14 protein-coding genes and 1 riboswitch are annotated in these 12,898 nt (G+C 72.0%); of the genes, 10 read left to right on the top strand and 4 right to left on the bottom strand.

The window, feature by feature from the left end; translation table 11 throughout:
* Window positions 1-14 precede the first annotated feature (14 nt).
* The 3 genes from E5082_RS11275 to E5082_RS11265 form a co-directional block, all read right to left on the bottom strand.
* A complete protein-coding gene (locus tag E5082_RS11275; RefSeq protein ID WP_086695303.1) occupies window positions 15-488 on the bottom strand; it encodes a C40 family peptidase in 474 nt (157 codons plus the stop codon).
* A gap of 3 nt (window positions 489-491) precedes the next feature.
* Window positions 492-637, bottom strand: a riboswitch (cyclic di-AMP (ydaO/yuaA leader).
* Between the two features lie 410 nt (window positions 638-1,047).
* On the bottom strand, window positions 1,048-1,356 hold the full coding sequence (locus E5082_RS11270; RefSeq protein WP_135791237.1) for a hypothetical protein: 309 nt from the start codon (window positions 1,354-1,356) through the stop codon (window positions 1,048-1,050).
* A 7-nt stretch (window positions 1,357-1,363) separates the two neighbouring features.
* Window positions 1,364-1,990 carry an ATP-dependent Clp protease proteolytic subunit gene (locus E5082_RS11265; protein WP_135791107.1) on the bottom strand — a complete coding sequence of 209 codons (627 nt, stop codon included), beginning with the start codon at window positions 1,988-1,990 and terminating at the stop codon, window positions 1,364-1,366.
* 86 nt (window positions 1,991-2,076) lie between these two features.
* On the opposite strand from E5082_RS11265, the gene E5082_RS11260 reads away from it, so the two are divergent.
* The 8 genes from E5082_RS11260 (at window position 2,077) to E5082_RS11225 (ending at window position 8,738) form a co-directional block, all read left to right on the top strand.
* Window positions 2,077-2,367 carry a type II toxin-antitoxin system Phd/YefM family antitoxin gene (locus E5082_RS11260; protein ID WP_135791106.1) on the top strand — a complete coding sequence of 97 codons (291 nt, stop codon included), beginning with the start codon at window positions 2,077-2,079 and terminating at the stop codon, window positions 2,365-2,367.
* A 163-nt stretch (window positions 2,368-2,530) separates the two neighbouring features.
* Window positions 2,531-2,833 carry an urease subunit gamma gene (locus E5082_RS11255; RefSeq protein WP_135791105.1) on the top strand — a complete coding sequence of 101 codons (303 nt, stop codon included), beginning with the start codon at window positions 2,531-2,533 and terminating at the stop codon, window positions 2,831-2,833.
* Window positions 2,834-2,843: 10 nt separating this feature from the next.
* The gene (locus tag E5082_RS11250; protein WP_135791104.1) at window positions 2,844-3,155 is read left to right on the top strand and encodes an urease subunit beta; all 312 of its coding nucleotides are present in this window, start codon (window positions 2,844-2,846) and stop codon (window positions 3,153-3,155) included.
* Window positions 3,148-4,869 (top strand): urease subunit alpha, encoded by a 1,722-nt coding sequence (locus E5082_RS11245; protein WP_135791103.1) that lies wholly within the window; start codon window positions 3,148-3,150, stop codon window positions 4,867-4,869. Before E5082_RS11250 ends, E5082_RS11245 begins: the two co-directional genes overlap by 8 nt.
* 8 nt (window positions 4,870-4,877) lie before the next feature.
* Window positions 4,878-5,552, top strand: a complete 675-nt coding sequence (locus E5082_RS11240) for an urease accessory protein UreF (RefSeq protein WP_135791236.1) — start codon at window positions 4,878-4,880, stop codon at window positions 5,550-5,552.
* Between the two features lie 31 nt (window positions 5,553-5,583).
* Window positions 5,584-6,261 carry an urease accessory protein UreG gene (ureG, locus tag E5082_RS11235; RefSeq protein ID WP_135791102.1) on the top strand — a complete coding sequence of 226 codons (678 nt, stop codon included), beginning with the start codon at window positions 5,584-5,586 and terminating at the stop codon, window positions 6,259-6,261.
* Window positions 6,258-7,028, top strand: a complete 771-nt coding sequence (locus E5082_RS11230; protein WP_135791235.1) for an urease accessory protein UreD — start codon at window positions 6,258-6,260, stop codon at window positions 7,026-7,028. Before ureG ends, E5082_RS11230 begins: the two co-directional genes overlap by 4 nt.
* Window positions 7,029-7,142: 114 nt before the next feature.
* Window positions 7,143-8,738, top strand: coding sequence for an alpha/beta hydrolase (locus E5082_RS11225; RefSeq protein ID WP_135791101.1), 1,596 nt, complete (start codon window positions 7,143-7,145; stop codon window positions 8,736-8,738).
* Between the two features lie 66 nt (window positions 8,739-8,804).
* Here E5082_RS11225 and E5082_RS11220 read toward each other — a convergent pair whose 3' ends face one another.
* A complete protein-coding gene (locus E5082_RS11220) occupies window positions 8,805-9,515 on the bottom strand; it encodes a lysophospholipid acyltransferase family protein (protein WP_135791100.1) in 711 nt (236 codons plus the stop codon).
* Between the two features lie 211 nt (window positions 9,516-9,726).
* Between E5082_RS11220 and E5082_RS11215 the strand changes: the two genes are divergently transcribed.
* Together E5082_RS11215 and E5082_RS32895 are read left to right on the top strand one after the other, a co-directional pair.
* Window positions 9,727-11,166, top strand: coding sequence for a cytochrome ubiquinol oxidase subunit I (locus E5082_RS11215; RefSeq protein ID WP_135791099.1), 1,440 nt, complete (start codon window positions 9,727-9,729; stop codon window positions 11,164-11,166).
* The gene (locus E5082_RS32895) at window positions 11,167-12,873 is read left to right on the top strand and encodes a cytochrome d ubiquinol oxidase subunit II (RefSeq protein ID WP_135791098.1); all 1,707 of its coding nucleotides are present in this window, start codon (window positions 11,167-11,169) and stop codon (window positions 12,871-12,873) included.
* Window positions 12,874-12,898: the final 25 nt, after the last annotated feature.

Here is a 12,898-nt window from a genome sequence, read left to right as displayed (position 1 = left end):
CCCGGCCGCCCTCGCTAGTTGACCCGGCCGTACCAGACGCTCTTGGTCCAGATCTTCTGGAGCCGCACCACGTCCCCGGTCTTCGGCGCGTGCCAGATCTTGCCCTTACCGGCGTAGATGCCGACGTGGTAGACGCTGGACCCCGAGTGGAAGAAGACCAGGTCACCGGCCTTGCGACGGCTCGAGGAAATGTGGTGCGTCTTGTTGTACTGCTGCGCGGCCGTGCGCGGCAGCTTCTTGCCGGCCTTCTTGAACGAGTACAGCGTCAGGCCCGAGCAGTCGAACCGGCCCGGCCCGGTGGCTCCGTAGCGGTAGGGGGCGCCCTTCTTGGACGCCGCGACCTTCAGTGCCTTCGACGCGGTGGTCGCGGCGGAGGCGTCGGTGGCCAGCCCCGGCACCATGATGGAGCCGCCCACGGCGGCGAGGGTGAGGGCCGAGGCGGTGCCGGCCCGAGCCATCAGCGACGGGACACGATTGAGCGCAGTCATGCGCAACCCTTCGTCAGCCGCCTGTGAAGGATGACCTGTCGGATTCGGGCTGGCGAAGTTGCCCGGCCGTGTCACCACGGCTTCACCCCAAGGGTTGCTCGGCACGATCGTCCGCTCCTCGCGGACATCCGTCCCGGCGACCCGGCTTGCTCGGGTCCTCCACTCCTGCCGATGCACTTCTGTCGACCGGTCATCCGGGTGGCGGCAGGACTCGGCGTCCGCCCGGATGCGCCCTGCCGTTGTGGCGGGGTCTTGTCGTCAGTCAGGGATCTTGGCCCACTCCTGTCCGAAAAACCCAATGGAATCGGGGGTTTGTGGTGTTACTCACCACTCACCCGTTCGGGTGGACAGGGGTGTGTCCGAGTCGCCGTCAACTCTCGTCCACAGTCCCGGACCTGGGCTTCCATGGCCGTGCGGTGGCCCGCCGGGCGCCTGGCGCGCAACTCGGCGGGCCCGGAAACGGGCCCGGAGATACACCGGTCGGCGGTAGCACGTTCGGCCCGTTTCGGCTCGGCGGACGACACGCCGGGCCCCCGTACGGCCCCCGGCGGTGTCCGGGTCAGCCCACGGCATCGGGCGGGAGCGCGACGCGCGCGGTGCGGCGCTCACCGTCCAGCACCCGCAGCGCGTGTGCCAGCGTGCCCCCGTACAGCTCCCGTTCGCCCCGTTCGTGCATCAGCGCGAGCGCGTCGCGGAGTGCGGCCGTCGTGCGCACCAGCGCCTGCGCGGCCCTCAGCGCCCGGTACGTGTCCCCCTGCCGGGCCGGGTTGATCCGGCCCAGCAGGTCGGCCGCCTCCAGGTAACGGTCGATCAACTCGCCCTCGGCCCGGGTCAGTGCGGGCAGCGGCGGCAGCTCCTCCGGCAGCAAGGGCGGCTCACCGGCCGCCGGGCAGGTTCTCACGGGCGCCCACGATCCCGTCGACCAGGCCGTGCTCCAGGGCGCCGGTGGCGTCCAGCACCCGCTCGCGCTCCAGGCCGGCGTGGACGGTGGCGGCGTCCCGGCCGGTGTGCCGGACGAGCAGCTCCTCCATCAGCTCCCGGGTCCGCACCAGTTCCGCCGCCTCGATCTCCAGATCGCTCGGCTGACCCTGCACCGGCTCGGCCAGCTCCGGCTGGCGCAGCACCACCCGCGAGCCGGGCAGCGCGAACCGCTTGCCGGGCGTCCCGGCCGCGAGCAGCACGGCGGCCACCGAGACGGCCTGGCCCAGGCAGTACGTCTCCACGTCGCAGCCGACGTAGCGCATCGTGTCGTACACCGCCGTCATGGCGTGGAAGTCGCCGCCGGGGCAGTTCAGGTACAGGGTGATGTCCCGGTCCGGGGCGGCGTGTTCCAGCTGCATCAGCTGGGCGATCACATCCGTGGCCGCCGCGTCGTCGAGCGGCGTGCCCAGCAGCACGATCCGGTGCTCGAACAGCTTGGCGTACGGGTCGAGCGTGCGGCGGATCCCTCCGTCGCGCTCGGTGAACTCGGGCAGGACATGTCGGGCGTTCGGTCGGGTCATGGCACACCCCTCCTGAGCGGCGGGACCACTGGCGGCCCCGCTTCTGTAAAAAATGTACAGGATGTACGTGACGTTAGAATGGGCTCATGGCCTACGAGATTCCGGTGACGCAAGCCAGGGCTGAGCTCGCCGACCTGATCAACCGGGTGGTCTACGGCAGTGAGCGGGTCGTGGTGACCCGGCACGGCAAACCACTCGTCGCACTCGTCTCCGCCGCCGACCTGGAGCGTCTCGAAGCGCTCGACGCGCAGGCGGCGGAGCGGGACGAGCCGGTGATCAGCTCCGTCTCCGGCGTCCGCGAGGTCTCCGCCTCCCCGCCGCAGGAGCGGCACCGCTTCGGCATCGCGGCCGAGCACCGCCGCCCCGGCACCACCTGACGGCCAAGGCGCGCCGAAGGCCCGCCGGTTAACGTCGTCGAAACGCCGGCGAACTAGCCTTCGCTCCCACGCCACCAGGGGTTTCTCCGCACCAGCCGGCCCCGAGCCGTGGCTGCGGCAACCGGGCCCCGCACGGTCCGGAGCGAGGACTGTGAGGTGGGACGTGCAACTGACCCCGCACGAGCAAGAGCGACTGCTGATCCATGTGGCGGCCGACGTGGCCGAGCGGCGCCGGGCCCGCGGTGTGAAGCTCAACCACCCGGAGGCGGTCGCGCTCATCACGGCGCACGTCCTGGAGGGCGCCCGCGACGGCCGGACGGTCGCCGAGCTGATGTCCTCCGGCCGCAAGGTGCTCACCCGGGACGACGTGATGGAGGGCATCGCCGAGATGATCCACGACGTCCAGGTGGAGGCCACCTTCCCGGACGGCACCAAGCTGGTCACCGTCCACGACCCGATCGTCTGAGGAGGCCGCGATGATTCCCGGAGAGGTGCTGTTCGCGGACGGCCCGGTCGTCTGCAACCCCGGGCGCGAGCCCATCCGGCTCACCGTCCTCAACGCCGCCGACCGGCCCGTCCAGGTCGGCTCGCACTACCACTTCGCCGAGGCCAACCCCGGCCTGGACTTCGACCGGTCCGCCGCGCACGGCAGGCGGCTGAACATCGCCGCCGGTACGGCCGTCCGCTTCGAGCCCGGCATCCCCGTCGAGGTCGAACTCGTCCCCCTCGGCGGCGCCCGGATCGTACCCGGACTGCGCGGCGAGACCGGAGGTGCCCTCGATGCCTGAGATCTCCCGCGCCGCCTACGCCGACCTGTTCGGCCCCACCACCGGCGACCGTATCCGGCTCGCCGACACCGACCTGCTCATCGAGATCGAGGAGGACCGCTCCGGCGGCCCCGGCGCCTCCGGCGACGAGGCGGTTTTCGGCGGCGGCAAGGTCATCCGCGAGTCCATGGGCCAGTCCCGCGCCACCCGCGCCGAGGGCACCCCCGACACCGTGATCACCGGTGTGGTCGTCGTGGACCACTGGGGCGTGATCAAGGCCGACGTCGGCATCCGGGACGGCCGGATCACTGGCATCGGCAAGGCCGGCAATCCCGACACCATGGACGGCGTCCACCCCGACCTCGTGATCGGCCCCGAGACGGAGGTCATCGCGGGCAACGGGCGCATCCTCACCGCGGGCGCGATCGACGCCCATGTGCACTTCATCTGCCCGCAGATCGCCGACGAGGCGCTGTCCTCCGGGGTCACCACCCTGGTCGGCGGCGGTACCGGCCCGGCCGAGGGCTCCAAGGCCACCACCGTCACACCGGGCCCCTGGCACCTCGCCCGGATGCTGGAGGCGATGGAGGCGTACCCGGTCAACGTCGGCTTCCTGGGCAAGGGCAACACCGTCTCGCAGGAGGCGATGCTGTCCCAGATCAGGGGCGGCGCCGTCGGGCTGAAGCTGCACGAGGACTGGGGCTCCACCCCGGCCGTCATCGACGCGGCCCTCACCGTGGCCGACCGCACCGGCATCCAGGTCGCCATCCACACCGACACCCTCAACGAGGCCGGTTTCGTGGGCGACACCCTCGCCGCCATCGCCGGGCGGGGCATCCACTCGTACCACACCGAGGGTGCCGGGGGCGGGCACGCGCCGGACATCATGACGGTCGTCTCGCAGCCCAACGTGCTGCCCAGCTCGACCAATCCGACCCGGCCGTTCACCGTCAACACCGCCGAGGAACACCTCGACATGCTGATGGTCTGCCACCACCTCAACCCGGCCGTCCCCGAAGACCTCGCCTTCGCCGAGTCCCGCATCCGGCCGTCCACCATCGGCGCGGAGGACATCCTCCACGACCTCGGCGCGATCTCGATCATCTCCTCCGACTCCCAGGCCATGGGCCGCGTCGGTGAGGTCGTCCTGCGCACCTGGCAGACCGCCCACGTGATGAAGGGCCGCCGGGGCGCCCTGCCCGGCGACGGCCGCGCCGACAACCACCGGGTACGGCGCTATGTCGCCAAGTACACGATCAACCCGGCGCTCGCGCAGGGCCTCGCCGCCGAGATCGGGTCGGTGGAGACCGGCAAGCTGGCCGACCTGGTGCTGTGGGAGCCCGCGTTCTTCGGGGTGAAGCCGCTGCTCGTGCTCAAGGGTGGCCAGATCGCCTACGCGCAGATGGGCGACGCCAACGCCTCCATCCCCACCCCCCAGCCGATCCTGCCCCGCCCGATGTTCGGCGCGATCGGCCGCGCCCCGGCCGCCAACTCCGTCAACTTCGTCTCCGAGCTGGCGATCGAGGACGGCCTGCCCGAACGGTTGGGCCTGGGCAAGGAGTTCGTGGCGATCCGGTCCACCCGGGCGGTCACCAAGGCCGACCTGCGGGAGAACGACGCCATGCCGGAGGTACGGATCGACCCCGACAGCTTCGCCGTGCACATCGACGGCGAGCTGGTCGAGGCGGCACCGGCGGCCGAACTGCCCATGGCCCAGCGCTACTTCCTCTTCTGATGCCGCTGATGTCACGGGCCGCCCTGCTCGTCCTGGCCGACGGCCGCTTCCCCGCCGGAGGGCACGCCCACTCCGGCGGGGCGGAGGCCGCCGTCAAGGCGGGGCGCGTCACCGACGCCGCGACCCTGGAGCGCTTCTGCCGGGGACGCCTGCACACCACCGGCCTGGTCGCCGCCTCCCTCGCGGCGGCGGCCGTACTCGGCCTTGCCGCAGATGAGCTGGACGCGGCCGCCGACGCCCGCACCCCGTCACCCGCCCTGCGCACCACCGCCCGGCGGCTGGGCCGTCAGTTGGTACGGGCGGCCCGCGCCACCTGGCCGTCTCCCGAACTGGACGCTTTGGCGAAGGCGTTCCCCAAGGGCGCCCACCAGCCCGTCGTCCTGGGCCTCACCGCCCGCGCGGCCGGCCTGGAGCCCCTGGACGCCGCGTACTGCGCGCTGTACGAGAGCGTGAGCGGCCCCGCGACCGCCACCGTACGGCTGCTCAGCCTCGACCCGTTCGACGCCACCGGCGTCCTCGCCCGGCTGGCACCCGAGCTGGACCGGGTGGCGGACCGTGCCGTGGAGGCCGCCCGGCGCGCACTGACCGAGGGAGTGGACGACCTGCCCGCCGCGTCCGCACCCCTGCTGGAGATCGGCGCACAGGCGCACGCCGCCTGGCCGGTCCGCCTCTTCGCCTCCTAGAGGCCCCGACGAACCGCACTTGGAGCCGTACATGCATCTCGACCACACCCACACCGGCCCGGAGGCCGTCAGCGCCGACGCGCGCCGCCCCGACGGCGAGCGGCGTGCCCTGCGCATCGGGCTCGGCGGCCCGGTCGGCTCGGGAAAGACCGCGACCGTCGCCGCGCTGTGCCGGGCGCTGCGCGACGAACTCTCCCTCGCCGTGGTCACGAACGACATCTACACCCGCGAGGACGCCGAATTCCTGCTCCGCGAGGCCGTGCTGCCGCCCGAGCGGATCACGGCCGTGGAGACCGGTGCCTGCCCGCACACCGCGATCCGCGACGACATCTCCGCCAACCTCGAAGCAGTGGAGGACCTGGAGGACGCCGTCGGCCCGCTCGACCTGATCCTGGTCGAGTCCGGTGGCGACAACCTCACCGCGACCTTCTCCAAGGGCCTGGTGGATGCCCAGATCTTCGTGATCGACGTGGCCGGCGGCGACGACATCCCGCGCAAGGGCGGCCCCGGCGTCACCACCGCCGACCTGCTCGTGGTCAACAAGACCGACCTCGCCCCCTACGTCGGCTCCGACCTCGCCCGGATGGCCGCCGACGCCAAGGCGCAGCGGGCCGAACTGCCCGTGGTGTTCCAGACCTTGCGCGTCGAGAACGGGGTCGGCGAGGTGGCCGGCTGGGTGCGCGAGCGGCTCGCCGCGTGGACGGCGTGACGGCGGCCGGCGTCACCGCCCGCGCCCGGATCGAGGCCCGCGCCGACGGCCGGGGCGGCACCGCGCTCCCGGTGCTGGAGGGCGGGGGCCCGCTTGCCCCCCGCCGCACCCGCGCGCACGGCACCGAGGCCCGCGTCCTGCTGGTCGGCGCGATGAGCGGGCCGCTCGGCGGCGACCGCTTCGCCGTCGAGGCCCGCGTGGGGGAGGGCGCCCGGCTGCACCTCGGCTCGGCCGCCGCCACCCTGGCGCTGCCCGGCCAGGCCAAGGGTGAGGCCCGCTACGACGTACGGATCGACGTGGCCGCCGGGGGAGAGCTGCACTGGCTGCCCGAGCAGCTCATCTCGGCGCGGGGCAGCGACCTGCACGTCACCACCCGTGCCGAACTGGCGCCCGGCGCGCGGCTGTTGCTGCGAGAAGAGCAGGTGCTCGGGCGGGCCGGGGAGGAGCCGGGCCGGCTCACCAGCAGGCTCACGGTCCGGCTCGGGGGCGCCCCGCTGCTCGACCAGGAACTGTCGTGCGGCCCCGGAGCGCCGGGCGGCTGGGACGGGCCTGCCGTGCTCGGGGGGCATCGTGCGGTCGGGCAACTGGTCCTCGTGGCGCCCGGATCGCCGGCGAACCCGGCTGAGGCCCGGATGCTGGGGGAGGGCACCGCCCTGATGCCGCTCGCCGGTCGGGCGGTCCTCGTCAGTGCCGTGGCGCCCGACGCGCTCGCCCTGCGGCGCCGTCTCGACGAGGCTTTGGCGCTACTGACCGCCGATCGGAAATGACCATCCGTTTATCGGATTGGTAAAGAAGGTCGGTCAACCCTGTTCTCAGACGGCTCACAGCCGAGAGGATTCCCCGCCTGACTATTCGCAGTGAAGTCACGGGGAGGGGACCCCTTGAGGGAGAACAAGCCGAAGAGCCGTCTGCTGGCGCTCAGTTCGGCCGGCGCGCTCGTCACCGCCACGCTGATAGCCGGCGCGGTGACCGCGCCCGCGGCCAGCGCCGACAGCGGCCGGGGCCAGGACCGCAAGGCCCTCGGCGCCGCCACGGCCGCCGCGCGCGCCGCCAAGGCCGGCATCGACTGGCAGGACTGCCCCGCCGACTGGGGGCTGGAGAAGCCCATTCAGTGCGGCTGGGTCTCCGTGCCGCTGGACTACGCCAAGCCGAACGGCAAGCAGATCAAGCTCGCCGTCGACCGCATCGGCAACACCGGCACCAAGGAGGAGCGCCAGGGCGCCCTCATCTACAACCCCGGCGGCCCCGGTGGCTCCGGCCTGCGCTTCCCGCGCCGGGTCACCACCAAGAGCGCGCTGTGGACCAACACCGCCAAGGCGTACGACTTCGTGGGCTTCGACCCGCGCGGTGTCGGCCACTCCGCCCCCATCTCCTGCGTCGACCCGCAGGAGTTCGTCAAGGCGCCCAAGGCCGACCCGGTGCCCCGCGACGAGGCCGACAAGCGCGCCCAGCGCAAGCTCGCCCGCGAGTACGCCGAGGGCTGCGCCGAGCACAGCGGCGCGATGCTGCCGCACATGACCACGCCGAACACCGCCCGCGATCTGGACGTCATCCGGGCCGCGCTCGGCGAGAAGAAGCTCAACTACCTGGGCGTCTCCTACGGCACCTACCTCGGCGCCGTCTACGGCACGCTCTTCCCGGGCCACATCCGCCGGATGATCGTGGACAGCGTCGTCGACCCGGCGCGCGAGAACATCTGGTACCAGGCCAACCTCAACCAGGACATCGCCTTCGAGCGCCGCTGGAAGGACTGGCAGTACTGGGTCGCCGCGAACGACGCCGCCTTCCACCTCGGGACCACCCGCGCCGCCGTGCAGGAGCAGTGGCTCAAGCTGCGCGCCGCCGCCGCGAAGAGCCCGCTCGGCGGAGTCGTCGGCCCGGCCGAGCTGATCTCCTTCTTCCAGAGCGCCCCGTACTACGACTCCTCGTGGGTGCCGGTCGCCACGGTGTTCAGCAAGTACGTCGCCGGTGACACCCAGGCGCTCGTGGACGCGGCCGCGCCCGACCTGTCGGACACCGCGGGCAACATCTCCGCGGAGAACGGCAACGCGGTCTACACCGCCGTCGAGTGCGCCGACGCCAAGTGGCCCACCAGCTGGCAGACCTGGGACCGGGACAACACCCGGCTCAACAAGGACTACCCGTTCATGACCTGGGCCAACGCCTGGATGAACCTGCCCTGTGCCACCTGGCCCGCCAAGCAGCAGAACCCGGTCGAGGTCGGCACCCACAAGGGTCTGCCGCCCGTGCTGATCGTGCAGTCCACGCGGGACGCGGCCACTCCCTACGAGGGCGCCGTCTCGCTGCACCAGCGCTTCAAGGGCTCGCGTCTGATCACCGAGGAGGGCGCCGGCTCCCACGGCGTCACCGGCCTGGTCAACCCGTGCGTCAACGAGCGGGTCGACGCCTACCTGCTGACCGGTGAGCTGGACAGCTCCGACGTCACCTGCGCACCGCACGCCACGCCCAAGCCGTAACGGTTCCGAGCGACAAGGAAGGGGCGGCCGGAGATCTCCGGCGGCCCCTTCCGGCGTTCCCGCGACTCAGTGCCGCCGGGCGAACCGGCGGGTCTTCGCCGCCTCCGCCTCCGCCTTCACCTCGGCGGCGTAGCGGTCCACGTATTCCTGGCCCGACAGCTCCAGCACGGCGTACATGATCTCGTCGGTGACGGCCCGCAGGACCGCCTTCTCGTCCTCCATCCCCTCGTAGCGGGAGAACTCCAGCGGCTCGCCGAAGCGGATGGTGATCGGGCGCAGTCTTGGGATCTTGCGGCCGGGGGGCTGGGCCTCGAACGTGCCGATCATGGCGCAGGGCACGACCGGAGCCCCGGCCTTCAGGGCCATCACGGCGACCCCGACCTTCCCCTTGTACAGGCGCCCGTCGTGCGAGCGGGTGCCCTCGGGGTAGATGCCCAGCAGTTCTCCCCGGCCCAGCACCTTCAGCCCCTCGCGGACCGCCGCCTGCCCCGCCTCCTTGCCCGAGCGGTCCACCGGGATCTGGCCCGCGCTGCGGAAGAAGAAAGCCGTCAGCCTGCCCTTGAGCCCCGGCCCGGTGAAGTACTCCGCCTTGGCGAGGAAGGTGATCCGGCGCTTCAGGATGGCGGGCATCAGGAAGTGGTCGGAGAATGAGAGATGGTTCCCGGCGATGATCGCCGCGCCCGACTCCGGTACATGGTCCAGGCCCTCGATGCGGGGACGGAAGACCAGTCGGAGCACCGGACCCAGCAGCACGTACTTCAGCAAGTGGTAGAACAACGGCTCCCCCTCGCTCGCAGCGGCCTGTGCAGACACCTGTTACCGCCGGACACCGGGCTCATGCCCGGCACGCGGCGAATTCGCGGAAGCGGCCCTGTCCGGCGGCTCTGTCCACAGGCCGGAACACGCCGCATCCGCAGCCGTTACATTGGGCGAAATAGTGACAGATCAGCCCGAGAGCGCCTGAACCTGCGAAGAGGAGGGCCCGTCCATGTTGACGGTCGACCTGGCCAGGTACCCCTTGTTCCTGGCCGCCGCAGCGGAGCCGGACCAGCTCTTGCCCGCCAGGGAGCAGATGGCCTTCACGCTGGGCTTCCACATCATCCTGGTGCCCTTCGGCGTGGCGCTGACCTCCCTGATGCTCGTCGCCAACTACCGGGGCCTGCGCAAGGGCGACGAGGCCGCTCTGATGCTGGCCCGGCGCTGGTCCAAGGTGGCCGCCGTGCTCTTCGCGGTCGGCGCCATCACCGGAACGGTCCTGTCCTTCGAACTGGGTCTGCTCTGGCCGGGGCTGATGGGGACCTACGGCGCCGCGTTCGGCTTCCCCTTCGCCATCGAGGGCCTGTTCTTCTTCCTCGAGGCCATCTTCGTGGCCATCTACATCTACGGCTGGGACCGCATGCGCCCGTGGGCCCACTTCTGGTCGGGCGTGCCGGTGGCGCTGGCCAGCATCGGGGGAGCGGGCGCCGTCATCGCCGCCAACAGCTGGATGAACCAGCCCGGCGGCATCACCATGCGGAACGGCAAGGTGGTGGACGTCCGGCCGGGCGAGGTCTTCTTCAACAACGCCTTCTGGCTCCAGTTCTGGCACATGCTGCTCGCCGCCTACATCGTGGCCGGATTCGTGGTGGCCAGCGTCTACGCCGTCGGCATGATCCGGGGCCGGCGCGGTCATTACCAGAAGCTCGGCTTCCTGATCAGCTTCATCACCGCCGCCGTCGCCCTGCCGGTGCAGATCTTCGTCGGGGACACCATCGCCCGCCAGGTCTTCGACAGGGAGCCCGCCAAGTTCGCCGCCATCGAACTGCTGCCCACCACCGGCACCCACGTCCCCGAGACCCTCGGCGGCGTCCTCATCGACGGCGAGCCGCGCTACGGCATCTCGGTGCCCTGGGCGGCCTCCATCCTGGCCGGATTCAAACCCTCGACCCGCATCCAGGGGCTCGACGCCATCCCGGCCGATATCAGACCCACCACCGCCCAGGTCAACATCGTGCACTGGGCGTTCGACATCATGGTCGGCACCTCCATGCTGATGCTGGCCGTCGCCGCCTGGTTCGTATGGGTGTGGTGGAAGCGCCGGAACACCCTGCAGACCAACCGCTGGTTCCTGGGCGCCGCCTCCCTGTGCGGCATCGTCTCGATCCTCAGCCTGGAGAGCGGCTGGGTGGTCACCGAGGTCGGCCGCCAGCCGTGGGTCGTCGTCGGGCTGCTGCGCACCAGAGACGCGGTGACCACCCAGGGCAACCTCTGGCCCACCTTCGCCGGGGTCCTGGTGCTCTACGCGGCGGTCGGCACCGGCGCCATCTGGGTCCTGCTGTCGATGAAGCGGCGCTGGCACAAGCAGGGCGACGAGAACGTCCCCGTCCCCTACGGCCCCGATGCCGCCCCCGCCTCCCGGCGCGAGCGCTCCGAGGGGAAGGTGCGGTAAATGGCCGAGCTGGTCGCGGCATTCCTCTTCATCGGCGTCGTCGCCTACGCGGTGCTGGGCGGGGCGGACTTCGGCGCGGGCTTCTGGGACCTGATCGCGGGCGGCGCCAAACGCGGCCGCGAGCCACGCCATCTGATCGACGTGTCCCTCGCCCCCGTCTGGGAGGCCAACCACACCTGGCTGATCTACTGCCTCGTCGTCCTGTGGACCGCCTTCCCGCCCGCCTTCGCCGCCATCACCACCACCCTCTACATCCCGCTGATCCTCGCCCTGCTCGGCATCGTGCTGCGCGGCGCCGGATTCGCCTTCCGCAAGGCCACCGTCCGCACCGAGGAGCAACGCCTGTACGGGGCCGCCTTCGCGCTGTCCTCGGTCCTGACGCCGTACTGCTTCGGCGCCATCGCGGGCGGCCTGGCCTCCGGCCGCGTGCCCACCGCGGGCAACGGCGACGCGATCTCCAGCTGGGTCAACCCCTCCAGCATCCTCGGCGGCATCCTCGCCGTCCTGGCCTGCTCCTACCTCGCGGCCACCTATCTGACGGTGGAGGCGCTGCACCGCGACGACCAGAAGCTCTACCGGTACTTCCGGGACCGGGCGATGGCCGCCGGGGCGGTCACCGGTGCGGTCAGCATCGCCGGCATCTTCGTCCTCCAGGCCGACTCGCCGCGCCTCTTCGACCGCCTCAGCGGGCCGGCGCTGCCCCTGGTGGTCCTCGCGGCCGTCGGCGGCCTGGTCGGACTCGCCCTGCTGTGGGCCAGGCGGACCGTCGGCACCCGGGTGGCGGCGGCGGGCGCGGTCGCGCTGGTCATCGTCGGCTGGGGCGTGGCCCAGACGCCGTACCTCCTGGGCACCCACCTCTCCATCACCGAGGCCGCGGCACCGAACGCCACTCTGGCGGTCGTGGTGGGCGTCGCCGTCGTCGCGGGCCTGCTGATCGTGCCGTCCCTGGTGCTGCTGTTCCGGCTCACCAGCCGGGGCGAGGTGGGCGTGGGCGACCGGCCCTTTCGGGGCGGCATGACGGAGGGGGAGGGGGGTAGCGGGGAGGGCATGACCGAGGGCGACGGCAGTGCTGCGGGCGAGGCCGGCCGCAGTGGCGCGGCCCAGGCCGACCGGGGTGCCGCGGTCGGGTTGAACAAGGGCACCCGAAGCACCGGCGCGAAGGCCGACCGCACTGCCGTACCGCTCGACCCGGCCACCGTCCGGAGCCGGCCCCACCGCTGGGTGCCCTACGCCCTCTGCGCCGGGGCCGTCACGGCGACGGCGGTCGCGGGGGCGCGGGCCACGCGGCCGGACGCCCGCTGGTACCGCGAGCTGAACACTCCCGACTGGCAGCCGCCGCCCTGGGCGTTCGGCGCGGTCTGGACCCCGCTGTACGCCTCCATCGCCGTGGCGGGCGGCCGCGCCCTGAACGCGGCTCGCGGGCCCCAGCGGAAGGCCCTGGCCGGTGAATTCGCCGCCAACCTCGCCCTGAACGCCGGCTGGAGCAACCTCTTCTTCCGGCTCCGCAGCCCGCTCGCCGGTCTCGCGGGCACCCTCCTGCTGGACGCGAGCAATGTCCGCCTCCTGGCCCGCGTCGCCCGGACGGACCGCAAAGCGGCCGTCGTCCTGCTGCCCTACGCGGCCTGGTGCGCGTACGCCACCTGTCTGAACGCCTCGATCGTCGCCCGCAACCACGAACCCCGGCACCGGGGGCCCGCCAAGGGCTGAGCGGCGAGTCCCGCCGCAGCGGGCG

Source organism: Streptomyces griseoluteus (assembly GCF_004784465.1).
GTDB classification, from domain to species: domain Bacteria; phylum Actinomycetota; class Actinomycetes; order Streptomycetales; family Streptomycetaceae; genus Streptomyces; species Streptomyces griseoluteus.
The sequence above is the reverse complement of the archived record's forward strand: the minus strand, read 5'-3'. Positions and strand labels throughout refer to the sequence as shown.

What these genes read in the sequence shown, in the direction of transcription:
- E5082_RS11250 (WP_135791104.1), top strand. Translation starts at nt 2,844, where the DNA reads ATGATTCCCGGAGAGGTGCTGTTCGCGGACGGCCCGGTCGTCTGCAAC.
- E5082_RS32895 (WP_135791098.1), top strand. Translation starts at nt 11,167, where the DNA reads ATGGCCGAGCTGGTCGCGGCATTCCTCTTCATCGGCGTCGTCGCCTAC.
- E5082_RS11260 (WP_135791106.1), top strand. Translation starts at nt 2,077, where the DNA reads ATGGCCTACGAGATTCCGGTGACGCAAGCCAGGGCTGAGCTCGCCGAC.
- E5082_RS11215 (WP_135791099.1), top strand. Translation starts at nt 9,727, where the DNA reads ATGTTGACGGTCGACCTGGCCAGGTACCCCTTGTTCCTGGCCGCCGCA.
- E5082_RS11275 (WP_086695303.1), bottom strand. Translation starts at nt 488, where the DNA reads ATGACTGCGCTCAATCGTGTCCCGTCGCTGATGGCTCGGGCCGGCACC.
- E5082_RS11265 (WP_135791107.1), bottom strand. Translation starts at nt 1,990, where the DNA reads ATGACCCGACCGAACGCCCGACATGTCCTGCCCGAGTTCACCGAGCGC.
- E5082_RS11245 (WP_135791103.1), top strand. Translation starts at nt 3,148, where the DNA reads ATGCCTGAGATCTCCCGCGCCGCCTACGCCGACCTGTTCGGCCCCACC.
- ureG (WP_135791102.1), top strand. Translation starts at nt 5,584, where the DNA reads ATGCATCTCGACCACACCCACACCGGCCCGGAGGCCGTCAGCGCCGAC.
- E5082_RS11240 (WP_135791236.1), top strand. Translation starts at nt 4,878, where the DNA reads ATGTCACGGGCCGCCCTGCTCGTCCTGGCCGACGGCCGCTTCCCCGCC.